Source organism: Paenibacillus sp. FSL H3-0286 (assembly GCF_045040705.1).
Taxonomy (GTDB): domain Bacteria; phylum Bacillota; class Bacilli; order Paenibacillales; family Paenibacillaceae; genus Paenibacillus_AQ; species Paenibacillus_AQ odorifer.
Genome location: NZ_CP150285.1, coordinates 2,332,691 through 2,359,179, shown reverse-complemented (window position 1 = coordinate 2,359,179; position 26,489 = coordinate 2,332,691). Strand labels below are relative to the sequence as shown.

The window sequence follows — 26,489 nt, the reverse complement described above, 5'->3', positions numbered from 1 at the left end:
AGCTTAAATTCAAATGCTAAATGATCATGCTCAGCAGTAAGGCAGCTGCACCGCCGAGGATAGAGCTGATGGCATTGACTGCGTCATTGCTCATCCACTTCCAGCCTCTTGCGTGTACAGCTGGAGCCCCACAATGCTGTGAACCTTCCACTTCGCGGCCGCATACGGTACAGCGGTTCATCTGCTGCACGGTTGCACCAAGGATAGAGTCGGCAAAGGCGCCGACTAATCCTCCGGCAAGTCCTGCTAGGGTAAGCAGCACGAAAGAGTGATCCGGCATGCCGGATATCATACGCAGCAGCCAAGCTGACGCACCGATGAGTGCACCTCCTGCTGCTGCCGCCAGCGTACCCAAGCTGGATACACCGCCCGAAGCTCCGGCAGGAAGAACTTTACCCGTAAGGACAGAACGAGGCGGTTTCTTGCTCAGTGTTCCGATCTCCGTAGCCCATGTATCCGAGGTTACTGTAGCCATTACACCAATAAATAGGAACCCCCATAGCTCATTCGGGAAGATCGCATTCAGAAAAACCAGAACCATGCCAAGTCCACCGTTAGCAAAAACCTGCCCGGCATCGCGGCGGCCCGTCTTAGCATACGTCAGCTCTAATTCTGCTTTATTATCATGATGAAGTTTGGACAGCAGGCTTGAAGTGATGAAGAAGATCAGCAATATCCCAAACCAAAAAGCATTTCCGGCACCAAAATAAATAGTGCCCATCACTACCGCGGCAATCATGCCAGAGAGACTTAAAGACTGCTTCCAATATGCCGCTCCCGCAACAATCAAAGCGCCTAAAGCGCCAATAACCCACTGCATAGATTCATCTCCAACAGATCTATTAACCGATCAGGCAAGTCCCCATCAGCTTGTCGCCCCAGTACAGCTCGAAAGCGTCGCCAGCTACAGTAGGACCCACGCCTGCCGGAGTACCTGTAAATATCACATCGTCTTTCCCTAACCCGTAGCGCTCGGCGATAAAATCAACAATTTTTTGAAGTGAAAAAATCATGTTTTTAACATTGCCGCGTTGTACTTCCACCCCATTTTTCACCACTGTAAAATCAGTTCCCTCCAGCTCTTCCTTATCTGGAAACGCTATGTAAGGGGTGAGTGGTGCGGCATTTTTAAAGCCTTTAGCTGGCGTCCACGGCAAACCTTTCTTCTGCAGATCATTATGCACATCACGCAGCGTGAAATCCAGTCCCAGTGCCATTACATCTACCAGATCCTCCACGCTCATGCCTGGTGTATAATCACGTGCAATACGCAGTACAAGTTCACCTTCATAATGAATCTGACCCGCATCCTTTGGCAGCTTAATTACTGCTTTATCGAGGGAAACAGCCGCATGTGAGGGCTTCATGAAGATGAGCGGCTCAATGGGCACATTGTTACCCAATTCCTCCGCGTGTAGCTTGTAGTTGCGTCCAACACAATATAGATTATTAACAGCAGCGCACATAAACAGTCAGCTCTCTTTCCCATCGATTTGGATTATTTATACCTTCAGAAAGGTGTCGCCCCATATATCCGGGCGGTTTGTACAGATCATTATATCAGAATGCATGTCGGCTAAGCGACGCATCTCTTTCGCTTTGTTCACAGTCCAAGCCATAATTTCCACCCCACGCTCGGACAAAAGCTTAGCCAGTCTAGGATTCAGACGCGAGAAGCTAATCGAAAGTAAAGAGCAATCCAGTTCATGCAGCCTGCGTGCAGGATTGCCAAATCTGGAATCAAAGATCAATCCGGTACGAAAACGGGGATCAATTTCCTTGACTTTTTTTAATGCTCCAGTATCAAAAGAGGTCAAGATCACGTCGTCCCGCATACCTTTTGCAGAAATAAGATCCGTCACCGTCTTCTCAATGCCAGGATACATATCTCCCACTGTTTTCAGTTCAATATTCAGACGCAATCTTCCAGAGGCTAGTGACAGCACCTCTTCCAAAGAAGGCACCCGCTCGCCCTGAAAAACACGCCCTTTCCAGCTCCCCGCATCCAGACGCCGGATATATTCCCAGTCCATGTTCTTTACTTTGCCATGACCATTGGTCGTCCGGTCCAACGTATAATCATGAATGACAACAGGAACGCCGTCTTTGGAGAGCTGGACATCAATTTCCATCCAGTGCACAAAGGGCATGGCAATCGCCATCCGAATGGCTGCCAATGTATTCTCTGGAGCTTTACCGGAAAACCCTCGATGGGCTACACACAAATTGTTCATCATAAGGACCTCCCAGGAACCCTATTTGGTAACTTGAGTGACTTTACCGTCGCTGCCGATCTTTACCCGTCCTGCGGATAGAGCTTCTACTCTTTTTAACAAGAGCTTTCCATCCACTTCGTTCATTGGCACAGGCTGTGCTAGCTCGGCTTTCATAGGCTTCAGCTTTAAGGAGCATTGACCTTTTACACTACATTCCGCCTGAAAAACCGCAGTTTCCCAAGTGGCAGGCACTGTAGATCTCGTAAAAATAAAATTCCCGGTGCTGTAGGCAATCCATTTGCCCTTGTATGGCTCCACGCCTTGCAACACATGTGGATGGCCGCCAATGACAAGATCGGCTCCTGCATCGATAAAGCTATGGCCCAGCGACTGTTGCGTTTTATCATATTGTTCTACCCGTTCTTTACCCCAATGGACCACTACGACCACCAAATCGGCTTTCTTTTTGGCTGCAGCAATAGCCTTCAGTCCTTCTGCACTATCGTATACGGAGGCAAGCCCCGGCTTATTTTTCCCTGCCATCCAATCCGACGCAGGAATCACCCGGGTGAATCCCAGCAAAGCGATCTTAATGCCCTTACGTTCAAAATATTGCGCCGAATATGCTTCTTTACTGTTAAGCCCCGCACCCACATAAGGAATTCCTCTTTCAGCAAGGTGGTTAAGGGTATCCCGCAAGCCTTGCTCTCCTTGATCAAGCGTGTGATTATTCGCCATATTTACTGCGTCCACACCCGCTGACTTAAGCGCATCCAGAGCGAGTGGTGATCCTTTGAATACAAATTGCTTATTAGTGGCACTTACGCCACCTGTAGTCACTGGAGTTTCCAGATTCAAGATCGTAAGATCATCTTTCTTGAACAGACCCTCCAATGCGGCATACGAATAATCATAACCTTTCTTCTCCAGCAGTTCTCCAGCTTTCCCGGAAAATATAACATCTCCACCAAAATTCAAAGTTACCGTCTTACCAGACGCGTTATCATCTGACGGCAGACCAGACACTGCATCATTATTTGCTGCTTCCGAGCTGTCCTCATCCTTCGCAGGGGTCGCTGTCGCTTCAGGAGCTTGTGTTTCAATAATCTCTTCGGGCTCCTCCTGCGGTGTAGGCGTTGGCTCTGGAGTTGCCGTAGGAGAAGGGCTTGGCGTCTCTGTAGCTTCAGGCGTTGCAACTGCAACCACCGGAGGTGCTGTCTGAGGCTGATCACTACTCTCTGGTATAGGCGTAGCTGTCGCTTCTGCTACCGGAGGCGGTGAGGCGCTTTTCTTGTCAGGGTCATTCGTAAAGCTATAAGTCAATAACACGGTAATCATCAAAAGAAGACCTGCATTGATCCAAGCCCAGGCCGTTCTGCGCTTGCGTTTGCTCTTATGTTTGTTCTTTTGTCTAGAACGCGATCGCGGCGGATACATGGTTTCTGTGATCTCCTCTACTCTCAAATTGTTTTTATTATAGCATATCTATCACAGCACCCTACAAATAAGAGAGTCGATAGAAATAGAAAATTTTACTAACTAAAGAAAAACAGTGAAGCGCCTCATGCTTCGCTTCACTGTTTTATTTAGTCATCGTACTCACATTTCATTCATTAGCTGTTTAGCAACGCTTTCCGCAATAAGCTTGGACTGCTTGATGCAATCCGGCATTGCTATGCCATTAAATCCGGCGCCAATGATATACACACCAGGAAGCGAAGCCGCTAATTCTTTGCGGAATTCGGTAATATTATCAAGATGTCCTATAGGATACTGCGGCATGGAATGCTCTAAGCGGGTGATTTCCGTAAATATTGGTTTCGCAGTAATGCCCATGATCTCTCGTAAATCTTTAAGCACAAGCTCCGTCAAAGCCTCATCAGGCAGCTGAACATTCTGTTCATCACCAGAACGACCCACATAACAGCGCAAAAGCACCTTATCATCAGGAGCCGTATGCGGCCATTTCGTAGATGTCCATGTGCAGGCAGTAATATTCCGCCCTTCTTTACGAGGCACAAAAAAACCTGATCCATCATATTCGTTAACAATATCCTTTTTGTTAAAAGCCATGACTAGATTCGCTACTGAAACATAATCCACCGCTTCCAGCGCCGTAACCTCCATATGGGGACGAAGTAAGTCAGCAGCCGAAAAATTAGGCGTAGTGATATATACATCATCCGCAAGCAACCGTTCGCCATTCTCCAGCTCTACCTCATAAATAGAAGGACTCCCAACAGCCTGAATAGAAACTACGTTAGATTCCGTCCGTTGTTCAACATCATGCAGCTCATAAATCAGACTATGCACGAGACTTTGCAGCCCTTTGCGGAACGTCAAGAAGGTACTCTGTGTAGTACCTTCCTGTGCCTTTTTATTCTTTCGCCCTGTGCGCATTCCACGAATAAGGCTGCCATACTGTTGTTCTAATTGTCCAAATTGCGGAAAAGTAGCATGCAGGCTAATTTTTTGTATATCTCCGGCGTACATGCCAGAGAGGAGTGGCTCGGTTAAGTTCTCCAGCACTTCAGACCCTAGACGGCGCTCAATAAGCTCACCAAGCGATTCGTCTTCATCATTACGCCGCGGAGGAAGAATAAAATCCATCATCGCACGTATTTTGCCCCCAAACGAAACTAACCCACTTGATAAAAAAGGTTTCAGTTCGGTAGGGATACCGAGTACAAGACCGTTTGGCAAAGGATTAAGCTTGTCCCGCTGCAAGATATATCGCTTCTTAGCAAGAGGGTTGGAGGATACCAGCTCGTGATCCAATTCCAATTCCTTAGCCAGCTCGCACATCTCCGCCCTTTCCGCCAGAAATGAATCCGGTCCCTTTTCAATCACAAAACCATCGCGATGTAAGGTTTCAATCTTTCCACCGAGGTTTTTCTCTTTCTCAAGTAAGACAATATCAGGCTTAATACCCGCTTCTTTATAAAATTTACGAATATAAAAGGCGGCGCTGAGTCCGCTCAGCCCTCCGCCTATGATAACAATTTTTCTTGTGGGGCCAATCATGATTGAGCGGCCTTCATCTGCTCCAGTCGTTTACGAATTACATCGCTCAATACAGACATATATGCGGGATCACTATTCAGTGAGTCAATCCGCATAAGACGCATATCAAGCTCTGCAGCTACGGCTGTTGCCTCAATATCGAGATCGTACAGTACCTCTAAATGATCGGATACGAATCCGATAGGGGCCACCAATACGTATTCCACCTGTTCTTTACTAAGCTGTTGCAGCGTGTCCAGAATATCTGGACCAAGCCACGGTTCAGCTGTGCGGCCAGCACTTTGCCAAGTAAACTGCCAGTTGGTTACGCCTGCTTGAGCTGCAATTGCTTGCGAAGTTTCCAGCAGCTGATCCCGATATGGATCACCCATAGCCAGAATACGTTCTGGAAGACTATGAGCGCTGAATAATACGCGAATCTCATCACGGGTCGCGCCTGCTTCAATATATTGATCCAGCTTCGCCGACACTCTTTGGCTTAACACATCAATCAATTCAGGATGCATATGGTAACTCTCTACAAAACCCATGTCAATCTTGCATTCATCAGCCTTTTCCTGTGCACGCTTGATGTAGCTCCCCACACTCATACTGGAATAGTGTGGCGCCAAAACAATACCCACTGCTTGAGTAATGCCATCCTTCGCCATAGCCTCCACGCCGTCCTCAATAAAGGGACTGGCATGCTTCAACCCTTGATAGCAGACAAATTCAACATCTGCTCCCGCTTTATCCGCATTTAATGCTGCTTGTAAAGCTTCTACTTGCCGGTCTGTATTCTCCCGCAGTGGGAATACCCCCCCGACGATTGCTTCATAACGGTCGGTTAACTCTTTAAGCTGCTCCGCTGTTGGCGGATTCCCCCGTCTAATATGCGTGTAATAAGCTTTAACATCTTCTAGGCTCTTAGGAGTGCCATACGACATGACGAGAACACCTATTTTTACTGTCACGGATTCCGTCCCCTTTACAATTTAATAGCGTGGAACATATAAATTCTTATATTTTTACGAACGTTGCTTAGCCGTTTCTTGTAATACTTCCTGAGAATAAGCGTGAATATACTCCGTCAATTCTCTAAGTTTGTCTAATGAGGCCTCCGGGAATAATCCATGGCCCAGATTGAAGATATAACCTGGCTCAAGCACCCCTTCATCGATCAGTGCTTTCGCGCGTTCTTTCAAGAGGTCCATCGGAGCTGTAAGCAAATATGGATCAAGATTTCCTTGAATCGCAAATTTATTGCCTATTCTGCGTCGGCCTTCAGTCAAGCTAACTCGCCAATCCAGCCCGATTACGTCTGCTTGAAGCTTCGTAAGGCTTGGCAGCAATTCTCCAGAGCTTACGCCAGGAAAGTATATTTTAGGTACATCAAGATCAGATAATTCGGAAAAAATACGAGAAACCGTCGGCAGCACGTACGTTTCAAAATCGCGTGGAGCAAGCGCACCAACCCAACTGTCGAACAATTGGAAGGCTTTGCCTCCACTCCGCACATGACTTCGGAGGTAAGTGATAATCATATCGCCCAGCTTGTCCATCAGCATTTCCCAGACACGGGGTTCACTGTACATTAGCTCTTTCGTACGGATATATCCTTTGGAAGGTCTACCTTCGATCAAATAGCTGGCAATTGTAAACGGCGCGCCTGCAAAAGTGATCAAAGGAACGTCCAGTTCCTTATCCAGAATAGCAATCGTTTCCAAAATGTGGCTCAGATCACCCTCCACATCAATGGGTTTTAGTCTCTCCACATCAGCTGCACTACGGATCGGATTCTCAATCACTGGACCGATATCCTTAACGATATCGAATTTCACTCCGATTGAAGCAACTGGATTCATAATGTCGGAATACAAAATGGCCGCATCCACACCCAGCTTGCGAACGGGCATCATGGTTACTTCTGCCGCCAGCTCAGGCTGCTTGCAGATTTCAAGCAACGAATACTTTTCCTTAATTTTACGGTACTCGGGATCATAACGGCCGGCCTGCCGCATGTACCATACGGGAACGTGCTCCGTGTCCTGCTTTCTGCAGGCGCGGATAAAAGTGTCATTGTAGGTCATGATAAGATCTCCATTATATTTTATTAGATTTTTTTAATCGGCATATCTACTATTATGCCCTTTTTAAAAGCTTGTAACAACTAATACGAAGAGTTTGGAATGACAATCCTATGACATTACTATGACATGTGTTGCACACATGAAGCTGCAAAAAATGATATACTGATAAAATGGCATTTTTTCCGTGAATCATATATTCTCTGAAATTCTTTGAAAGGATGTGAAAGCACTATGAAGAAATGGGAGACCTGGAAGGTCAACCTCTTAGTGCTTTGGTTCGGGCAATTTTTGGTGAATGCTGGAATGACAATGATTACACCCTTCCTGACCTTGTACCTTGCGAAGGATCTTGGTGTCCAGGGTGAACATGAAATTGGAATCTGGGCGGGACTTATTTTTGCCGCAAACTTCTTAACCTCTTTCATATTCCAGCCATTATGGGGCAAGCTTGCAGACAAATATGGACGTAAAATCATGTTGCTGCGTTCCAGCTTTGGCATGGCTATTGTCATGGTATTAATGGGCTTCGCACAATCCCCTTTACAGCTGCTCCTGCTCCGTCTCTTAAACGGTACGATCTCTGGCTTCAATCCCGCCTCCATCGCACTGGTGTCAGGTACTACCCCCAAAGAACGTATGGGCTTCTCCATGGGATTGATGCAATCAGGATCTGTAGCAGGAACAATTCTAGGGCCACTGATTGGTGGCTTACTTGCCGATTTAATCGGATTTCGGCCGATTTTTTATGTCGTTGGAGCCTTGCTCTTTATCGCCTCTCTGCTGGCATTATTTCTTGTTAAAGAAAAATTCGACCGCGCCGAAGCCGCACAAGAGCCACAGGTTTCTGTACTCGCAGGCTTGAAGGAATTAATCAAAATCCCTCAGCTTCCAGCTCTATTCGGTGTAACCTTTCTGCTGCAATTTGCAATGATTAGTCCTATGGCCTTGTTGCCACTTTATGTAGAAAAATTAAATGGACCCGCTGAGAATATAGCCTTCTTGGCCGGGATGGTCAGTGCCGTTACAGGGATCTCCAATATGCTGGCTTCTCCCTTGCTTGGGAAGCTAAGTGACAAAGTCGGCGCACATCGTATTCTGACCTATGCGTTAATTGGCGCTTCACTCTTCCTAATTCCGCAGGCATTCGTAACTAGTGTCTGGCAGCTGATTATAGTCCGTTTCCTAATGGGAGTCTTCATGGGCGGACTGTTGCCCAGCGTTAATGCGCTTATCCGCTCCTATACCCCTGACGGAAAAGAAAGCCGCGCATTCGGCTTCAACAGCAGTACATTGGCGCTAGGCAATATGCTGGGAGCTATCTTGGGCGGCTTTCTATCAGGTTACATCGGAATTGAGGGGCTTTTCATTATATCCGGCTGCTTGCTGCTGGTTAATACGATTTGGGTTCGATTGAAGCTGTACAAAGTAACAACACCGCGGTTATTTCGCTAATCAGCTATTTGACCATCGCTAGTGCCAATCCATCATAGGCAGGCAGACATGTACTGATAAGACGTTCATCCGTAGCGATCATCTCATTGAAGTGGCGCACAGCCAGGATGGCAGGACCATTTCTATCTGTATTTAAGGTCCGTCCACGGAGAAAAATATTATCACCCGCAATGATCGCTCCTGGATTGGCCAGCTTGATGGCATATTCCAAGTAGTTAGTGTAGTTCAACTTATCTGCGTCAATGAAAAAGAAATCGAACCTAGCGCCCTCTGCTTCCAGTGCCTTCAGGCTGTCCATTGCGGGTCCTATTCTATACTCCGTAGTATCCCCGAAGCCTGCCAGCTCTAAATTACGGCGGGCAAGCTCGGCATAGTCGGCTCTCAGCTCTAGCGAAGTCAGTGTGCCACTTTCAGAGAAACCGCGGGACAAGCAAATTCCGCTGTAACCGCCAAGTGCGCCAATTTCCAAAATACGCTTAGAGCGAGACAGTCTAACTAGCATGGTGAGCAGTCTTCCGTACCCCGGCTCGACAGACACCGGCGGCATGCCTGCTTGAACGATTGCTTCTTTTACTCGAAGCAGAATTTCGTCCTCTGTATAAAGTTGTTCACTGTATTCTTCTTGCGTAAGCATAAAGATTCTCCTTTGAGGATCCCCCGTTTGCTCATAGTAAGGGATGACGGGGAACATTTTATGATTTATGGAATGCCGGGCATTGTGAAGTGTCCCACATTCCCCTATACTTGTATGGATGCTTTAAAGGACGACAATGTCGTCTCTTCTTATTGTACTGGCTTTTTGTATTTATCTACAAGTTAAACGGAGTTGAGAGTATTTGAGCAAATTACAATTAATCGCTACTGCCCCTATGGGTTTAGAAGCTGTGGTAGCGCGCGAATTAAACGAACTGGGTTATGAGACCAAGGTCGAGAACGGACGAGTATTATTCAGCGGTGATTACATCGATATCTGTCGCTGTAACTTGTGGCTGCGTACATCTGACCGCGTATTGGTTAAAATGGGCCAATTCCCTGCTAAAACCTTTGACGAGTTATTCGAAGGGGTTAAAGCCTTGCCTTGGGAAGATTGGATTCCAGAGAATGGAGAATTCCCGGTTGAAGGACGGTCCCATAAATCACAACTAACGAGTGTACCCGCTTGCCAAGGGATTGTCAAAAAAGCTATTGTTGAGAAGCTGAAGCTTTCGTATCATACAGACTGGTTCCCGGAGAACGGTCCTCGATATGTGATCGAAGTGATTTTATTAAATGACATCGCTTTGATCACATTAGATACCACAGGACCCGCGCTTCACAAACGGGGTTACCGCAGACATGCAACAGAGGCTCCACTGAAGGAAACAATGGCTGCTGCACTAATCCAGCTTAGCCGCTGGAATGGCCATCGGCCCCTGTTCGATCCATGTTGTGGTTCGGGAACACTGTTAATTGAAGCTGCCATGATCGCTTGGAATATTGCTCCAGGACTACGCCGCTCATTTCCATCTGAACATTGGCCAGTCATCCCCAAACATCTTTGGGAAGAGGCGCGCGAAGAAGCTTTCGATGCGGTGCGCGATGATTATCCTTTGCAATTAACAGGTACGGACATTGATCCAGAAGCGATTGAAATTGCTGAAGCTGCCGCCAAGAGTGCTGGACTGTCCGGAGAAATTACCTTCAAAGTGATGGCTGCCGCCAAAGCAAGACCTGAAGGAGAATATGGTTGTATCATTACTAACCCTCCATATGGGGAACGGATCAGTAATGACAAAGAAGTGGAAAAGCTGACCCGCCAGTTTGGTGAAATGATGATATATCTGCCAACATGGTCATTTTTTGCGATCAGCCCTTACAAGGAATTCGAACAATTTTACGGTCGTAAGGCAGACAAACGCCGCAAACTGTATAACGGACGTATCGAGTGTCAATATTATCAATACTTGGGTCCACTTCCACCTAGAAATCCGAAATAATTAGGATCACCATTGTTTTGAATGCAGAACGGACATCTACCTCGTATGAGGAGGATGTCCGTTTTTCTCCGAGTATAAGACTGTTTTAGTTTAGCGCCTATAACTTTACGCTCATATATTTCTTCGAGAAACGTTTATCATCTAAAAAAGACAACAACATTGTTTATTCTGGTTTTATTTATTTTCTGTGTTAGGAGGTTTTATAATGTCTGACTTTCCATCAATTCGGAGCAACAGAACCGTAACAAGTACAATAGCTGCTGTGATTCGCTCCCGATATATCGGTTATCTCCTTTTTCTTGGCATCATGCTGGCCAAGTTATTATTTCTGCATAGTGGGCTGCATGCTCCCAATATAGATATGAACCGGCAGGACAAATGGATTGCTGTAGGTTCAGTCATGTTATTGTCTTTTTGGACCCTGTGGCTTCCCCGCCGGGGACAGACGATAGCGTTGTTAAGTATAAACTTGCTTCTGACACTGCTTATTTATTCGGATATCGTCTACTATCGTTATTTTCAGGATTTTATCACGGTACCCGTATTGTTTCAGGCTGGACAGATGGATGCGCTTGGTGGAAGTATCTTCGCCCTACTGCGTCCTTCCGATCTTTATTTGTTCGCTGACTGGCTTCTGCTTATTGCCTATGGAATCGGAATAGGGTTCTACCACCGGAAAACCCATACATACTTGTCTAATGCCGCCCCTCGCCGTTATGGGCAATCTCACTCTTATTCTCAAACCGGTTATTCCCGCCGCTCTTCACGCCTGAGCAGGATGCTAAAAAGAAGCGTGAATGGCATCGTTGCTCTGGCGCTAGGTTGCGTGCTAACCTTTGGACCTATACACACCTACGCTACTACCTGGGCTAAAGATCTATTCACTGGCAACTGGTGGAGTCTGGCGATGTATAACGTAACCGGACTAATCGGTTTTCACGGTTATGATATTTACTTATATGCTAAAGATCATCTAGGTCCGCAGCCCGAGCTTTCGCAAGAAGAAGCCACCTCAATGCAGCTCTGGTTCAATAAACAAAACACTGAGCAAAATGCCAATAATGACAGCTTTGGAAAATACAGCGGAAGCAACATCGTTGTTATTCAAGCTGAAGCTTTTATGAACTTTGTAGTTGGACGCTCAATATCCGGCCAGGAGATCACGCCTAATCTGAACGCTCTAATCAAAGAAAACACCTATTTCAGCAATTACTACCATCAGACCTCACAAGGACGAACTTCCGATGCGGATTTCACGTCCAACGCTTCCCTGTACCCGCTGGTCTCCGGCTCGGTATTTGTCCGTTACCCGGATCATCAGTTTGACACGCTGCCTGCTATTTTGAAATCAAAGGGCTACAGTACCAATGCTTTTCATGCGTACGAAGGCAGCTTCTGGAATCGGCAGATTATGTATAACGCGATGGGTTATGACCATTTTTATAACAAAAAAGACTATACAATAGACGAACCTCTAGGCTGGTCTCTGGGTGACAAATCCTTTTTGCGGCAATCCCTCGATATTATGGACACTTCAGAAACGATAAAGCAGCCTTTTTATTCATTTTTGACTACACTATCCAGCCATCATCCTTATTCTCTCCCTGCAGATAAACAAGGGCTTGATACTGGAGAGTTCAAGGGCACGATCTTCGGAGATTATTTGCAGGCTGTTCACTATACGGATGAAGCTTTAGGGGAAATGGTCAAAGAGATGAAGCAGCGTGGGCTGTGGGATAATACCATTGTTGCATTCTATGGAGATCATGATAATTCGATTCAGGAGACCTCTTATTACGAACAATTTCTCGGCAAAAGCCTTAGCGCACTCGATATGCAGCAAATAATGCATCAGGTTCCCTTGCTCATTCATCTGCCAGGCTCTAACGCCTCTGTCCTTGATTCAGCTCCAGCTGGTCAGTTGGATCTTACACCTTCCTTGCTCCATTTGCTGGGGATCTCACGTGATCCTTATTATCTCATGGGCAATAATCTGTTTAGCGGGCATGAGCGTCTTGTAACGCTGCGATCCGGCGCCTATGCCGATGCAAAGCTTTCTTATCTCCCCAGCGAAAATGGGCAATTTGCCAGCGGAACCTGTTATAGTCTCGAAAGCCGCGAAGCCGTTGACGTAGGGGAGTGCAGCATCGGGTATGAGACCAGTAAGCTCCGCCTACAGATCTCCGACGATATCATGAAATATGATGGAATCAAGAAGCTCAAGAACACACAATCTGCACCTTAAGCTTACATCCGGGTAAACGAAGAGACTATCCAAAAAAACTATCGAAAACGGCTGCTGCGATATCCTCTCTATGTTGGACATTTACCACTTGATCGTTGTTGGAAGCACGTTTGGTTTTCCGACTTAAATACGTAAAGTATCTCACTAACGGACACAGCTGACCCTAAACGCAGCATTATCCGAGATTTGGAATGCTAACGGACTCCAGAGCAGCTATTAGCCTAGAAAACGCCGATATGAGCCTCTTTTTAAGGAATAGCGTCACTGGGGTCCGAAATCTTGCTTTAAAGGCTAAAAACAGGCAAATAACGTCATCTGAGTCCGTAACCCCTGTGAGATGGTGGAATGATAGGATGGTGGGACGATGAGATGATGAGACGGAGAAATGATGGGATGATGGGCACGATTGAAGTAAGCCGTCAATGGCCAGAAAACGCAGAGCAGCGATCCTCCAAATTAACAGGAGAATCGCTGCTCTGTTTACTTTTACTTATTCTGAGAATGAAGAGGGATCGACCCTATTATCTTAGTTGATAAGAACTCAGTATTATTTCTGAACGGAGGGCTGTTTGATAAAAGCTTCCGCTTTCTTCAACACTTCATCCTCCGTTGGAGCACTCACATAACGACCATTCACATAAACAAAAGCCCGTTTGCCACATGGACCGCAGTACGACTTGCAGCCGACCTTGATCTCGGCATCAGGTGCCATTTTTTGCAGCTTTGGGATAATACTTTTCAACTTCATGAAATTACATTCATCGCACACTTGTATTTCGTTAGCCATGGAGCAACCCTTCTTTGTGTTCGAAATTTACAGGCGAGTGTTTAGTGATCGCCGTGATTACCTTTAGAGGGATTCGTAATGACAAAACCTTCTTGTGGAAGATACAAATAATCAACGACCACGCCATCAAGGAGTGGTTGGCTCGGATCAAGAATAACATCGATTTCCTTATCTGTCGATACTACAACATCGTTCTCTTTAGGCGTGTCCAAGTCCAGTCCGTAGTGAGCATGATCACCGTGTGCATGTGTAATTGCTACGCGCAGCTTCAACTCACTGTTTCCTTCCAGCTCCATTTGTTTCTTTATCACTTTAGCCGCATTACGGGTAATTTTGACCTTCATCTATATTCCATCTCCTAGTCCGAAAATTAAATACTCAATTACTTATTTTAAAGGTAAATGACATCTAAAAGCAACTATATTGGCTAATTAGCTCTGAAGTTCTTGTCGAAAATGTGCGGTGCTATCCTTCACCCTGCTGAAGGGTAGGATATTTCCGGCCCATTCGTGACACGAACCAGCCCATTAGCAGCATGGTCACTCCAATATCATCGATCGGAATAAATGGCATGAAGTCCGGCAAGACCCAATAGAGCAATACTGGAATTGTAAATAACAGCTTGTCCCCCATTGCTACTTTAGGGGAGCGGATGTATTGCCAGGAGCTACTGAAGATATGGGACCATTGTTTTAGTGACAGTATTTTTTTCAGTTTCATGGTGACCCTCCTCCCAAGTAAAAAGGATACAGCCGCGGATAACGTGTAGTGACGACAGCGGCCATACCCTATGGTTTATTTTACGCAAGTTTACTGCAAATGTTTCATAATTATTTCACATTGGAAAGGAGCGTTGCTAATATAAGTCCTGTTTCCAGGGCCATATCTTCAAAATCTGCTAGTGGCAGCGGATTTTTGCCAATCCCAAGCTCCACAGTAAATCCAGGTTTGCGGAAGGTCTGAATAAACCAATCCTTATATCCGGCATCACTTCCCGTCAGCTCCACTGCCCGGTAACTGCTCGCAACTGCCAGCTGCGCGGCTAATTCACGGCTCTCGGGAGGCTCATACCCGCGGTAGTTCCAATAAATCTCTCCTCCTTGGCTATGCAGAGACACTGCAGCTTCGCCAGGCGCTTCCTCAGCCAGGGCTGCCAGAGCAGCTGCTTCAGGCTCACTCAGCGGCTCAGGGCCGCTGTAATCCCGATGTGAGGGCTGCCTTACTCCCCGACGTTCCCGCTCCTCTTCCCAATGAGCGGGAAATTGATCCCCAAGATCCACACCGCGAATGTTAGCTTTCCAATGCCGGAAGCTGCTTCGTCCACCATTCCATCTCATGAGGTCATCATAAAATGGATGGTCAGGCAAAACCCCTTCCTGAACCAGCTCCACACCATCTGGATTAGCCATAGGCACGACCCATAATGTCCAGTTTTGGAACCAAACCTCAGGGTTATGTCCATTCCATTCCAAGCCTTCAGCATAAGCTGCCGCATACTCCTCTATGAAGGACATCAAGCATGGCGAAGTCAGCCATTCATTGGCATGCAAAGCGGCGTTAACATGCAGATGACGAGTGCCGTTCCCTATCTTGAGTACATGGAGTGGCTTGCCGAGTACGCTCGTGCCTATTGTGGCTGCTTGTATAAACGGGTATTGGACAAGCAAGCTGTCAATGTCACTCTCAACATCAGCCGGACCGTACTCCCCGCGCAGAAACACTACGCGGTCTGGAATCGGGGGTGGAATGACAAGTATTTTTCCAGGTGTACAGCAGTGCCCTGAGGTCACACCAGGATTAAGCTTCTCCAAATCCTCTAAATTCACTTTAAATAATGAGGTTATGCGTTCTGGAGTGTCCCCTTCCTGCACAGCATACCTTTTACGCGGCGAAGATGGCAGAAATAAAACCTGGCCTGGGTATAAATAAGACTGCCTCCCAACCCATGGATTACCTTGAATAACATGCTCAGGAGTTAATCCATGTAGAGCGGCAATTCGGCTTACGGTATCTCCCCTGTTTGCAATATATTGTCGCATTAGGTCTCATCCTCTCGGCCTTAAATTGCTGATACAGCAATACAAAAACAGCGGCATACAGCACTTAACTCTATTGTATGCAAGCGCCACTACCCGGCATGAAGGAGAAATGAATCACAAGAAAAAACAACGTCATCGCCCTTTATAGATGGCAACCATTTCTCATGAAAATAAGGATATTACAGATCCGCAGCGTATAAATGCTTATATTTCAAAAAAACAGACTGGGAAATGTGCTTTCCCAGTCTGTTTTTCTTTTTACACTCCCATGGAGTTTGTCCCTATTCAATTCAACATTGCTCCTGCTTATAACGTGGATACTTGCCACACTACTGGAGTACGTCTAATTTGTTCTCCAAGCCAGTCTCGCGCGATGCTTTGAAACATCTCAGCATCACCGCTGCAGAAGAACTGATGAATTGGACTTTCATCGCCGATGGACAGCTTGCCTTTGTCATATAAAATTGTGCTGATCTCACGAGCGGTCTCATCTGCAGAACTGATCAGCTTGACTCCTGATCCCATAGTCTCACCAATGGGTTCTACAAGAAATGGATAATGAGTGCATCCTAAAATTAAAGTATCGATGTTAGTGTCTTTAATGCCTTCGAGTGCCTCTTCTACGATATCGTAACTTTTCTCTGAGCGGAACTTGCCTTGCTCGACAAGTGGGACAAGCGCTGGACAGGCTTGACTTACAACCTCAACAAAAGGGGACAACTGCTTTAATGCGTTAGTATAAGCTCCGCTGTTGATGGTTCCTACCGTACCGATCACGCCGACATGTCCGCTTTTGGTTGCGCTAATTGCTGCGCGGGCTCCGGGATGAATCACCCCAATTACAGGGATAGAGACCTTGGCTGAGATATAATCGAGTGCCGCAGCTGTTGCGGTATTACAAGCGATAACGATCATTTTAGGATTAAACTGGATCAAATAATCTACAATTTGTTCAGTAAACAGTTGTACTTCCTCGGTCGAACGGGGTCCGTACGGAGCTCGGGCAGTATCTCCGAAATAAATGATCTTCTCCCGCGGGAGTTGCCTCATCACTTCTTTGACAACTGTTAACCCTCCCACACCTGAGTCTAATATTGCTATAGCTTGCTGCACGAACACACCGCTTCCTTCTACTTGTTTTGTGTAGCTTATGTAAGGTGAAAACAAAATGTACCTGGCTTTCAGCCCCAATTGCAGATATTACTCCTTTTGCCCTCTTAGTTCAAGACTAGTCTTCTTCCATCATTTAACAAGCGGGTGCAAACTAATTAAAAAAGCCACCCTCCGCCCAATGCGAAAAAGCGGCTCTATTATAAGAGAATGAGTACTCTTTTACCACTGAAACAGAGGATTTAAACCACGGTCCCATTATAGAATTTCTTTATCAACCTTGTCATCTTGAACGACTTCTTCCAGGCTAACTTCTTCGCTTACATCTTCACTTATAGTGGCCTCAACCCACTCAGTTTCCATTTCCAAAGTGGCAGCAGCCTCTTCAACAGCTTCTACAGCGTCAACTGCTTCTACAGCATCTTCTGTAGCAATACCGCTTACAGTTACTGTGATTTTTTCTTCTTCATCAACAGCATTCGCACATGATTTGCTCCATTCCCGAACTTCATGCACTACATGCCCAATCGAATCTTTTGCTTTGTCATAAATTTCAATGCTCTTGTCTCCGGCTTGAACAGCAATTTCTTGAACCTTCTCAATACCAGCGGCAGTTCCTTCCGCAATATCCTTGCGCAGCTCTTTACCTGGTTTAGGTGCGAACAGCAATGCTGTCACCGATCCAACCACACTGCCGACTAAAGCGCCCCATAATAAGCCTTTGGTGTCCTTTTTCATCGTTTCATCTCTCCTTTAAATTCATTGCTCCCCGCTCTACCGGGCTAATGCCTATATCTGCTATATCATAAGCAGCAGGGGATTGTCTTGTGACTAATTATTATAACTTTTCAGAAGTTTTGTCTGTAACATTTTTGGGTACGATAGCGTAGCGGCAGCAATGGCCGCCCTCTGCCATACATTCATTACGTGTTACCTTAGCATCCAGCAGTTCTTCGAAAAGACTATGCTCACATTGGCAAGCCTTACGATACTGGGTAGCCACTTGGCGAATCGGGCAATTGTACTCCTTTATGACATATGAGCCATCCTCTTCGCGGTTCCATTCTGCCATATATCCACCGGCATTTTGGATGGAAGATAATTCGGCGACGCGTTCTTCCAAATTCCGCCGTTCCATCATCGGAGCATACTGAGCGAGCATTCGGCGGCGGCGTCCTTCAAATAATGTATTAACAGCATCCAGTCCACTGCCGTAATCCAATTCACGCAGAAGCTCCAAAGCCAAGTTGTGATAACTTTTTGGGAAATATTCTTCGGCTCTCTCCGTTAATGAGTACATATGTAAAGGCCGCCCCATCGCTTGCCGGACCACTTTTGTCTTTGCAAGCCCTTCTTGCTCCAGCTGAAGCACATGACGACGGACACCCATCTCTGTAATTCCCAATTCTTCTGCCAGCGCGCCGATGGTCAGTGTTCCTTTCGTCTTCAGGAGCGTCATAATCATTTGTCTTGTCGATCCGTTTTCCTGCCCCATCTTCATCATAAAGGAACCCCTCTCTTTCACGGCTATCGCCTATTCTATGTGATTCTATCCTATGCTATTATAGCGGTACGCTGGCTCCAAGCTCCTGGTCCAAATATTTCCGTACCTCAACGGCAAACTGCTCAAGTACTTCCGAAAGAATGGGGGTAAGTGGATGCAGATCACCTCTCTCCCAGGCATAATAATCCTGAACGAGTGGCTTACGCAGAGCAACTAATTCTATCAATCTCTCATAAATTTCACTTTGACCTAGCACTTTCTCTTCATGAATAATAGAAATTATATCCTCATAACTTCCAGCATCACGCATAATAAACCCGTCAATGAGACAGCTACCAACGTCTGTTACAACCTCTATTGCCAGATGGAGGCAGCGTTCCTGTATTAGTCCAGTTAATGTTGTACCATCCCAGGAAGCTGCTACAGTCCGAAGACCAGCGGTAATATCAGGGATTTGAGCAAGAATGGTTTCGATTTGATTGCGGTTGACATAATACACAGCAATACCCCCATGTCGATAATTGTTAGAGAATCGTCCTAATCTCTACTTACCGCGTTTGCCACGGCGTTTCAGCCAGAAGAACATTACGAAACATGCTCCGAGAAAAACGACTAAATAAGTTAACGCTTCCATTGGATACTCAAGCTCACGCATTCCTGTCACCGCTTCCGGTATAAAATGATGATACTATATTCAAGCAGCTGCTTAAATTTCGTAATCTACAGCAATCGAGAGCTCTTTGACTTCATTAATGTGAGCAATAACTTCTTTATGCGCCGGATGAACCTGATACGCCTGTAAATCCTCTAGAGAAGCCACTTCTGTGACTAGAGCAATATCAAAGGAACGATCGGAATGAATGATGTCAGCACCCACCTCGATGGAGAGAAGCTGCGGGATCTTACCTTCCATATTACGCAGTACCGCTACCGTTGCCGCTACGCTTTCTTCGGACCGATCTTTTAATTTGAAAAACACAATATGTTTGATCATTCTATATCGCTCCCTAATGTAATATTGTAATTAGATATTAAAAATATATCATAAGCGTAGCTGTTCTGAAAGAAACTTAAACGGTGTTGTCAGAAATAGCAGCATTAACCATTGCCGATATACCAGAAAGTGTTGTAGTATATTTTTAAAAAATCGGAGGAATTATGCCTAATAACCAACAAGAAACTCATAATATCCAGGCGTGGTCTCTGATCAATCGCAAATACCTTGGACAAGGCGTTCGAGTCAAAAGATTTCGCCGTCCAAAGCGCAGCCAGATTAGAAACCGTGTGCTGCTTGCTGTATTGATGGCTAAGGATATCAAGCTGTCACGACTCGCAGAAGAGCTTGGTATATCCTCACGCAGTGTAAGCGCTTGGGTATACGAAGGTCGTATCCCTTCCAACAATAACATTGACAAGACCTGCCGCCTATTGGGGTACCCACCCCACATTCTGTTCAATGAAGCGTTGATTCGTCAAAGCCCCATTGTATGTCAGCCTACACCTTCACGTTTTATGAAAAGAAGTATTACCAGTTCACCGCGCAGCAATGTTATCCTGACCGGACTTTGTATGGTTTACGATTTCTCAGTAACGGATGTAAGTATCTGGATAGGCGTCCATCCTGGAACATTTCGAAAATGGCTCCACAACAGCCATCTGCCGACCCCTGCTCTGCAGGAAAAAGCCGAGGCTTTCTTTCGGATTCCACGCCATATTCTATTTGCAGACTGCGGAACGCTCTAATACAATCCTCTCACAAAACACGTCTAACACAGCCCTTCTTCAAGAAATCATGAGAAGGGTTATTTGCCATACCTTTTTTTCTTAAAAAGAGGTCATACTACTGTGTGTAAATATATTGTCTAGTACTAAAGAACGGGTCAGGAGGCGCAAGATGAAACTTAACGGAATTCTGTCAAAGGGCTATACCGATACTTGGAAAGTGGCCCCTGGTGTCATTGGACTTCGCACTATGTTTGTAAATGTCGCATTAATTGGCCAGCCCTCTTCGGATTGGGTTCTTGTAGATACTGGTCTTAGCTCATATACAGGCAATATTATTGATTTTGCTACGGAGCATTATGATAAACCTCCGGTGGCAATTATCCTGACGCATGGGCATTTTGACCATATTGGGGGTGTAAAAAGGCTTGTTGAGGAATGGAATGTGCCTGTATATGCTCATCCGCTAGAACTACCTTTTCTGACAGGTAAAGAAGACTACCCTCCAGCCGATCCGGCCGTAGGCGGCGGGCTTATGAGCATGATTTCCCCTTTATTTTCACATCATGGCATTGACCTTGGTTCAGCCGTTCATCCCTTGCCGGAAGACAGGACTGTTCCTGGTGCGAAGGGCTGGGAATGGATCCATACCCCTGGACATAGTCCCGGACATATCTCCCTGTTCAGGCCTGAGGATAGAGTTCTGATCGCAGGTGATACGTTCCTTACGGTCAAACAGGAATCCGTATTTGCAGTGGCTACGCAGCATCAGGTGGTGCATGGCCCACCCTCTTATTTCACGACAGACTGGGAAGCTGCTGAGAAATCGGTCCGTACCCTTGCCTTGCTGAATCCACATCTTGTTCTTTCGGGACATGGAGTACCCATGGAAGGTGAGGAGCTGTCTACTCAGCTTGCTCATTTGTGCAAAAATTTCAAAAAAATGGCGCTACCGGGTCAAGGTAAATTTGTGTAAAAAAGGTACTCCTGATCAGCGCACAGAGGTCTAGGGAAAAAGTCCCTATAATTCATTTGATATAGCCGATTCTACGGATATTCAACGAAATTATAGGGAGTTCCTCCCTAAATTACTTGCTTAGTGCAGATTTACGTGCGACGATATATCTCAGTATGTATTGATGTTTTTTTCCAAGCGGCCCACATAAAGTCTCCACACATGAGCCGGTCGTAATTATTTTCGTACCTGCAAAATGTTGTCTTAAATCTTCTTCACTAAAAAAATGGGCGTATTTTCCCTCTTTGTATTCGTAGGTTCCCGGTTCCAAAAGTGTTCCACAGCCGTTGTTCGCATCCTCATCGGAAAAACTGGTAAAATAGAGCAAGCCATCCGGCCGCAGCTGTTCCAGACAATTAGCTACGAGCCTGCGGCGATCCTCTTCGAGAAATAAATGCAATACGTCATAGCAGTAGACAGCATCAACCTGTACTTCAGAAATAGGATCTAATACGGAACCTGAGATAAAATGGCTCTTGGGATCCCATTCTGCCGCCATCTTTAACGCGTCCTCGCTCAACTCAATGCCTAAGGTCTTAAACTCATCTGAGAACACCTTCGTATTTCTTCCGTATCCCGCACCCGGGACTAAAACTGATTTCACGTTATGTTGCCGGAATATATCCCTTGCTGCCTGAGCTGTAGGACTAGGTTCACTCCCCCAGATCATTCCTTCCTGAGCAAATCTTCGACTCCAGTATTCGGACATAGATTAGACCTTCTTTTTAAATTTATTCGCTAATTTCATCGCAAGGAACTGAGGGATCAGGTTTAGCATACTAAAAAATATAAACGATCCTGTAGGTCCAAGTGGTTTGAAAAACGTCCCGTCCCAACCGCCTTCCCCTGACAAGTTGCTAATAAAATAATAAGAGACAAATGCAGAAGCGATATTCCCAATGACTATAGCAATTATATTATTAGACCATTTTCCCAAAAAAGCTATTAGTGATGTTATGACGATCATCATTAAATAACCAACCATTGAACCATTATTGAAATCTTTATCCATCGCGAAATATACAAATGGAAAACAGTACACAATAATGATCAGGAGATTCAATCCTAATTTTCTCACCGCATCCCCTCCTCAGCTAGTTTTTCACTCTATACCAATACTGATAGATCTCCTTAAAACCCAGCTTGTCATACAAGGCTGAAGCCCCCGTATTCGCTTGCACAACTTGCAGAAAGGAAGTTGTTGCTCCCTTTGCTCTCCCCCAATTAAGCAACGCTAGCAGCAGCTGTTCCGCCATTCCCTTTCTACGATGAGCAGGGGAAGTGACAATATCATACAGACCCAAGTACCCGTTCTGAATCACACCAAGACCGCAGGTGCCAGGAACACCATGATTAAACAACAGGACATAACCCTGCTGCAAATGTGATGCAGACAACATTCTAGTTAAGGTTTCCCGGTTCTTATCAGACAAGCCGGTAAGCTCACTGAAGGTGTGCAGCCACTCTTCAGTCAAGCTCTCCTGTATCTGAACCGTATAACGCAGATCGGGGCTCGCTAAGTCCCCCAGATCAAGAAGCCTTACAGATGAAGGCTCGGCAATTGTATAGCCACGCTCTGCAAGAATCTCATCAAGCTTTGGCGGCTGGATGTAGGGGGTTATTTTGAACACGGACTGTAGTCCAGCATGCTCATAATAACGCTCCGCAAGCTTGATTTGTTCTGTGAGTTCAACCTGAGAGCTGTCAGCCCCGTATAATGGATTGACCGAATTGGCCCTTTTTGTATAACCAGCTGCCGAACGTAGAATCCAGCCCTGCAGGAGAACGCTTTGCTCCGCCGGCCAAGTATTAAGTGTGATTTCTTCTATGAATTTATACAGCTTAATCCGCTCCTTTTGAAGCACGTTTGTTACGCATCGCAGGCAGTAATTTCACAGCTCCCTCCCCTTGGGAGGTGAAATAGTCATATTCGGGAGACTCTTTGCCATAGAGAGCTATTTTCCCCTCACCGTTATAATGAACACCCCAACCAAAACGCTTCGGCAACAGTGAAGCCCTTAGACAAGGATGATTTTTGGAAAATAGTTCGTTCCATATTTCTTCCTTACGGGCCAAACGTTCTTCCTGTGGAATTTGTTTATGGCGCACATGAACCTCGTACAGAAGTTCTTCATGATTGTATTTGTAGGGCTCATTGATTAACAGTTCATATTGAATCACATGTGCAGGCGGGAGCGTTCGGCAAGACATCGGAAGAACTCCTATTTCCTCAGGACAGTCCTCTGCTACACGAATAAAAGTATCGGTATAGCTCATTTGCATCACCTCCATCTTAAATAGAAATATATTCCTTCTATGATAAATCATTTTCCTATTCTAAGCATAGCCGAATTTTCTAAAGCCCATGATGGATGAACAGCAAAAACGGCCAATCCTCTAAACTACGGAGGATTAGCCGTTCTCATTTACCAACTCGACTTGGTAATGCCCGGAATCTGACCTTTATGCGCCAATTCGCGGAATACAATTCGGGAAACATTAAATTTCCGCAAATAGCCTCGAGGTCTGCCAGACACTTGGCATCTATTTTTTTGACGAGTTGCGGAGGAATCACGTGGCAGCTTTTGCAAAGCCATATAGTCCCCCTGTTCCTTTAGTTCTTTTCTTTTAACAGCGTATTTGGCGACTAGTGCTTGTCTCTTCAATTCTTTCACAACTTTAGATTTCTTGGCCATGTTCGTTCTCCTTCCATCCTTTAAATCTACTCGTTCAATGCACTCTTCAAGGCTTCCAGGTTCTGACGCATGATTCCTAAATAATCCAGGTTTTGACTGCGATCTTCCTCTGTTAATCCTTCAATTGGGTTTAGAACGGCTGCTTTGGCACCAATCTCTTTTGCTATTGTGTCTGCCACACTGGAGGATACAAGTGTCTCGAAGAAAATCGTCTTCACTTTATGCTCTTTCGCAAACTCCACAATCTTACTCATATTTGCGGCAGAAGGCTCCTGCTCCGGAGATAGTCCGGCAATCGGGACCTGAGTTAATCCATACTGCTTGGCAAGGTATCCGAAAGCCGCATGCTGAGTAATAAAATCCTTGCGTTTAGTATCCTTAAGACCGTCCTTAAATTCTTGATCCAGTTGCTCCAGCTTAACTACATAAGCATCTGCATTTGTCTTAAAATCCTCGGCATGTTCAGGTGCGGCAGCAGCTAAAGCTGCTTCAATGTTATGCACTTCTTGAATGGCTAATGTAGGATTGAGCCACACATGCGGATCTAATCCACCGTGATCATGCGAATGCTCTTCAAGAGCATGTTCTCCTTCTTCATGAGCATGCTCCCCTTCTTCATGAGCATGCTCTCCTTCTTCATGAGCATGCTCTCCTTCTTCATGGTGGTGGTCAGCCTCTTCCTCTTCCGTGCCTTCCATGATGTCCAGACCCTTGCTCGCTTCTACAGTAATTAACGGAGTGCCAGATACACTTTCCAGCACCTGATCTACCCAACCTTCCATTCCTGCGCCATTATAGATCAGCATATCCGCATCTGAGATTTCTGCCATATCTTTTGCTGTCGGTTCCCAATCATGGGGTTCGATTCCTGCTGGTATGAGTGCTTCCACGTCCGCCAGATCTCCTGCCACATTTTTGGTAAACTCGTAAATAGGATAGAAACTGACTTTAATATTTAATTTAGATGACTCCGGAAGGACAGTAGCTTCTGCGGCTCCAGAAGCATTCGTAGTAGTAGAAGAATTAACAGCATTATTACCGCAACCGGCGGCAATAAGTAACGCGGACAGGGACAAAATGGCTAAATGATGGATTTTAAATTTCATTGAGAGGTGTAACTCCTTTACTGGAAATAGTTTTATGAATTCGCCGACGATTTCTTAGTCGGATCAGCTTCTGTACCAAAATTGCGATTAATAAGAACGATAGCAGTATAAGAGCAATCGTCCCACCAGGCGGTGTATTGATGTAATACGAGGCACTTAGGCCACTAAAAACGCCGAGTAATCCTACGCCGATTGAGATCAATATAGCTGTCGTAAAACCAGACGCTATACGCAAAGCAATCGAAGCTGGCAAAACAATAAGCGCTGAGACTAACAGCACTCCAACAACTGGCATCGCAGCAGCGACTGTCATTCCAGTTAGTACAGCAAACGAAAATGATAACCAGCCCACATGAACTCCACTGATGCTAGCGGTCTCTTCATCAAAGGTCAGATTATATAAGGATCTGCGTAACACAATAAAATAGATCAGACCGATTACAGCAACCACAGCGATAATCTTTAGTTGAGTGTCGCTGACCGCAACGATGGAACCAAACAGATAGGAACTGAAGCTTTTACTTAAATTCTGCTTTAAGCTCATAAGTACAACTGCCAATGCTAATCCAGAGGTCATAATAATCGCTACCGGAAGCTCGCTATATGTACGATAAGAACGTCGAAGCTGTTCGATGACAATACCACCGAGAATCGCTACCATGAAGCCACTTAGTGCCGGATTAAGCTGTAGTATTGAGCCTAGTGCTACTCCTGCAAGCGAAACATGAGATAGGGTATCCGCCATTAGGACCTGACGGCGAAGCATGAGATATACCCCGAGTAGCGGACCGATAATGCCAATTAATCCACCGGCCCAAAATGCACGTTGCATGAATTCGTAACTAAACATTGCCAACCCTCATTCTCCTTTCGTTCCAGGCTGATCAACGTATCCAGATAGGAGCTGGTCTCTTCCAGGCCATGCGTCACCATGATTACGGTCCGGCCGTGTTCACTGACATCATGGCGCATCAGCTTATAGAACCCAATACGACTGTCCAGATCCATTCCCGTAGTAGGTTCATCGAGAACCAATATCTGCGGCTGTTGTGCCAATGCTCGAGCGATGCAAATCCGCTGCTTCTGGCCGCCTGACAGTTCTCCTATCTTCCGGTCTCGCAAATGCCACATATCCACCTGCTTTAAACTTCGCTCAACGATCTCGTCCTGCTCAGGTGTAAAACGTCTAAATAATCCAAGCCTTGGATAACAACCCGAGCGAACCAGTTCGATCACCTTACTTGGGAACCCTGCGTTAAAAGAAGCTACCTGCTGTGGAACGTAGCCGATAACCATCTTTCCGTTATCTGATAACTCTTTATTCAACTGAACCGTTCCACTCCATGGACGAAGCAGGCCGAGCATTAGCTTCAGCAGGGTGGTTTTAGCAGCACCATTGGGTCCCGTTATACCAATAAACTGTCCGGTATGAATATCTAATGAGATATCATCAAGAACAGGTTCATCCCCATACCCGAACACTACATTCCGCATGGATGATAGGATCATCATGCCTCGCCTCCCTTCT

31 protein-coding genes are annotated in these 26,489 nt (G+C 45.8%); 6 read left to right on the top strand and 25 right to left on the bottom strand.

The window, feature by feature from the left end:
- Nucleotides 1-16: 16 nt before the first annotated feature.
- The 7 genes from MHB37_RS10080 to hemE form a co-directional block, all read right to left on the bottom strand.
- On the bottom strand, nt 17-820 hold the full coding sequence (locus MHB37_RS10080) for a DUF92 domain-containing protein (protein ID WP_076184351.1): 804 nt from the start codon (nt 818-820) through the stop codon (nt 17-19).
- 22 nt (nt 821-842) lie between these two features.
- A complete protein-coding gene (locus MHB37_RS10075; RefSeq protein ID WP_339172941.1) occupies nt 843-1,466 on the bottom strand; it encodes a fumarylacetoacetate hydrolase family protein in 624 nt (207 codons plus the stop codon).
- A gap of 36 nt (nt 1,467-1,502) precedes the next feature.
- Complete coding sequence (locus MHB37_RS10070) at nt 1,503-2,234, bottom strand: glycerophosphodiester phosphodiesterase family protein (RefSeq protein WP_076125104.1); 732 nt, start codon at nt 2,232-2,234, stop codon at nt 1,503-1,505.
- Nucleotides 2,235-2,255: 21 nt separating this feature from the next.
- A complete protein-coding gene (locus MHB37_RS10065; RefSeq protein ID WP_076125103.1) occupies nt 2,256-3,653 on the bottom strand; it encodes a CapA family protein in 1,398 nt (465 codons plus the stop codon).
- Nucleotides 3,654-3,815: 162 nt separating this feature from the next.
- Nucleotides 3,816-5,240, bottom strand: coding sequence for a protoporphyrinogen oxidase (gene hemG / locus MHB37_RS10060; RefSeq protein WP_405169198.1), 1,425 nt, complete (start codon nt 5,238-5,240; stop codon nt 3,816-3,818).
- Complete coding sequence (hemH, locus tag MHB37_RS10055; RefSeq protein WP_405169197.1) at nt 5,237-6,193, bottom strand: ferrochelatase; 957 nt, start codon at nt 6,191-6,193, stop codon at nt 5,237-5,239. The genes hemG and hemH overlap by 4 nt, the downstream gene beginning before the upstream one ends.
- 54 nt (nt 6,194-6,247) lie before the next feature.
- Nucleotides 6,248-7,309 carry a uroporphyrinogen decarboxylase gene (gene hemE, locus MHB37_RS10050; protein WP_076125097.1) on the bottom strand — a complete coding sequence of 354 codons (1,062 nt, stop codon included), beginning with the start codon at nt 7,307-7,309 and terminating at the stop codon, nt 6,248-6,250.
- A gap of 231 nt (nt 7,310-7,540) precedes the next feature.
- Between hemE and MHB37_RS10045 the strand changes: the two genes are divergently transcribed.
- Nucleotides 7,541-8,761: an MFS transporter gene (locus MHB37_RS10045; protein WP_038569803.1), complete on the top strand. Its 1,221-nt coding sequence runs from the start codon at nt 7,541-7,543 to the stop codon at nt 8,759-8,761.
- A 4-nt stretch (nt 8,762-8,765) separates the two neighbouring features.
- Here MHB37_RS10045 and MHB37_RS10040 read toward each other — a convergent pair whose 3' ends face one another.
- Entirely contained in the window at nt 8,766-9,395 is a 630-nt protein-coding gene (locus MHB37_RS10040) for an O-methyltransferase (RefSeq protein WP_076191324.1), read from the bottom strand.
- Nucleotides 9,396-9,597: 202 nt separating this feature from the next.
- Between MHB37_RS10040 and MHB37_RS10035 the strand changes: the two genes are divergently transcribed.
- The 3 genes from MHB37_RS10035 (at nt 9,598) to MHB37_RS10025 (ending at nt 13,516) form a co-directional block, all read left to right on the top strand.
- Nucleotides 9,598-10,737, top strand: a complete 1,140-nt coding sequence (locus tag MHB37_RS10035; RefSeq protein ID WP_036689227.1) for a class I SAM-dependent RNA methyltransferase — start codon at nt 9,598-9,600, stop codon at nt 10,735-10,737.
- 205 nt (nt 10,738-10,942) lie between these two features.
- On the top strand, nt 10,943-12,982 hold the full coding sequence (locus MHB37_RS10030) for an LTA synthase family protein (protein WP_076191321.1): 2,040 nt from the start codon (nt 10,943-10,945) through the stop codon (nt 12,980-12,982).
- 345 nt (nt 12,983-13,327) lie between these two features.
- A complete protein-coding gene (locus MHB37_RS10025) occupies nt 13,328-13,516 on the top strand; it encodes a hypothetical protein (RefSeq protein ID WP_405169196.1) in 189 nt (62 codons plus the stop codon).
- Nucleotides 13,517-13,529: 13 nt separating this feature from the next.
- Here MHB37_RS10025 and MHB37_RS10020 read toward each other — a convergent pair whose 3' ends face one another.
- The 9 genes from MHB37_RS10020 to MHB37_RS09980 all read right to left on the bottom strand — a co-directional run bounded on the left by MHB37_RS10020 (nt 13,530) and on the right by MHB37_RS09980 (nt 19,416).
- On the bottom strand, nt 13,530-13,769 hold the full coding sequence (locus MHB37_RS10020) for a DUF1450 domain-containing protein (protein WP_036689224.1): 240 nt from the start codon (nt 13,767-13,769) through the stop codon (nt 13,530-13,532).
- A gap of 41 nt (nt 13,770-13,810) precedes the next feature.
- A complete protein-coding gene (locus MHB37_RS10015; protein ID WP_036689223.1) occupies nt 13,811-14,113 on the bottom strand; it encodes an iron-sulfur cluster assembly accessory protein in 303 nt (100 codons plus the stop codon).
- A 121-nt stretch (nt 14,114-14,234) separates the two neighbouring features.
- Nucleotides 14,235-14,489, bottom strand: coding sequence for a hypothetical protein (locus tag MHB37_RS10010; RefSeq protein ID WP_076125091.1), 255 nt, complete (start codon nt 14,487-14,489; stop codon nt 14,235-14,237).
- A gap of 110 nt (nt 14,490-14,599) precedes the next feature.
- A complete protein-coding gene (locus MHB37_RS10005; protein ID WP_405169195.1) occupies nt 14,600-15,808 on the bottom strand; it encodes a M14 family zinc carboxypeptidase in 1,209 nt (402 codons plus the stop codon).
- A 306-nt stretch (nt 15,809-16,114) separates the two neighbouring features.
- On the bottom strand, nt 16,115-16,921 hold the full coding sequence (racE, locus tag MHB37_RS10000; protein WP_036689641.1) for a glutamate racemase: 807 nt from the start codon (nt 16,919-16,921) through the stop codon (nt 16,115-16,117).
- A 255-nt stretch (nt 16,922-17,176) separates the two neighbouring features.
- Nucleotides 17,177-17,656 carry a YtxH domain-containing protein gene (locus tag MHB37_RS09995; protein ID WP_076125087.1) on the bottom strand — a complete coding sequence of 160 codons (480 nt, stop codon included), beginning with the start codon at nt 17,654-17,656 and terminating at the stop codon, nt 17,177-17,179.
- Nucleotides 17,657-17,756: 100 nt separating this feature from the next.
- Complete coding sequence (locus tag MHB37_RS09990; protein ID WP_076184345.1) at nt 17,757-18,422, bottom strand: metalloregulator ArsR/SmtB family transcription factor; 666 nt, start codon at nt 18,420-18,422, stop codon at nt 17,757-17,759.
- Nucleotides 18,423-18,480: 58 nt separating this feature from the next.
- Nucleotides 18,481-18,921, bottom strand: a complete 441-nt coding sequence (locus MHB37_RS09985; RefSeq protein ID WP_076184344.1) for a DUF86 domain-containing protein — start codon at nt 18,919-18,921, stop codon at nt 18,481-18,483.
- Between the two features lie 207 nt (nt 18,922-19,128).
- Nucleotides 19,129-19,416, bottom strand: coding sequence for a Dabb family protein (locus MHB37_RS09980; protein WP_036689213.1), 288 nt, complete (start codon nt 19,414-19,416; stop codon nt 19,129-19,131).
- 164 nt (nt 19,417-19,580) lie between these two features.
- Between MHB37_RS09980 and MHB37_RS09975 the strand changes: the two genes are divergently transcribed.
- Both MHB37_RS09975 and MHB37_RS09970 read left to right on the top strand, forming a co-directional pair.
- Complete coding sequence (locus MHB37_RS09975) at nt 19,581-20,165, top strand: helix-turn-helix transcriptional regulator (protein ID WP_036679391.1); 585 nt, start codon at nt 19,581-19,583, stop codon at nt 20,163-20,165.
- Nucleotides 20,166-20,316: 151 nt separating this feature from the next.
- Nucleotides 20,317-21,120 carry an MBL fold metallo-hydrolase gene (locus tag MHB37_RS09970; protein WP_076184343.1) on the top strand — a complete coding sequence of 268 codons (804 nt, stop codon included), beginning with the start codon at nt 20,317-20,319 and terminating at the stop codon, nt 21,118-21,120.
- Nucleotides 21,121-21,232: 112 nt separating this feature from the next.
- On the opposite strand, the gene MHB37_RS09965 is transcribed toward MHB37_RS09970, so the two are convergent.
- The 8 genes from MHB37_RS09965 to MHB37_RS09930 form a co-directional block, all read right to left on the bottom strand.
- A complete protein-coding gene (locus MHB37_RS09965) occupies nt 21,233-21,868 on the bottom strand; it encodes a bifunctional 2-polyprenyl-6-hydroxyphenol methylase/3-demethylubiquinol 3-O-methyltransferase UbiG (RefSeq protein WP_076125081.1) in 636 nt (211 codons plus the stop codon).
- Between the two features lie 3 nt (nt 21,869-21,871).
- Complete coding sequence (locus MHB37_RS09960; RefSeq protein ID WP_076125079.1) at nt 21,872-22,237, bottom strand: hypothetical protein; 366 nt, start codon at nt 22,235-22,237, stop codon at nt 21,872-21,874.
- 16 nt (nt 22,238-22,253) lie between these two features.
- A complete protein-coding gene (locus tag MHB37_RS09955) occupies nt 22,254-23,024 on the bottom strand; it encodes a GNAT family N-acetyltransferase (RefSeq protein ID WP_405169194.1) in 771 nt (256 codons plus the stop codon).
- Nucleotides 23,002-23,436 (bottom strand): DUF6157 family protein, encoded by a 435-nt coding sequence (locus tag MHB37_RS09950; RefSeq protein ID WP_340012285.1) that lies wholly within the window; start codon nt 23,434-23,436, stop codon nt 23,002-23,004. The genes MHB37_RS09955 and MHB37_RS09950 overlap by 23 nt, the downstream gene beginning before the upstream one ends.
- A gap of 149 nt (nt 23,437-23,585) precedes the next feature.
- Nucleotides 23,586-23,855 (bottom strand): 30S ribosomal protein S14, encoded by a 270-nt coding sequence (rpsN, locus tag MHB37_RS09945; RefSeq protein WP_038569786.1) that lies wholly within the window; start codon nt 23,853-23,855, stop codon nt 23,586-23,588.
- Between the two features lie 26 nt (nt 23,856-23,881).
- Entirely contained in the window at nt 23,882-24,961 is a 1,080-nt protein-coding gene (locus MHB37_RS09940; protein WP_405169193.1) for a metal ABC transporter substrate-binding protein, read from the bottom strand.
- Nucleotides 24,951-25,817 carry a metal ABC transporter permease gene (locus MHB37_RS09935; protein WP_076125073.1) on the bottom strand — a complete coding sequence of 289 codons (867 nt, stop codon included), beginning with the start codon at nt 25,815-25,817 and terminating at the stop codon, nt 24,951-24,953. The genes MHB37_RS09940 and MHB37_RS09935 overlap by 11 nt, the downstream gene beginning before the upstream one ends.
- Nucleotides 25,763-26,470, bottom strand: coding sequence for a metal ABC transporter ATP-binding protein (locus MHB37_RS09930; RefSeq protein WP_248549328.1), 708 nt, complete (start codon nt 26,468-26,470; stop codon nt 25,763-25,765). Before MHB37_RS09930 ends, MHB37_RS09935 begins: the two co-directional genes overlap by 55 nt.
- Nucleotides 26,471-26,489: the final 19 nt, after the last annotated feature.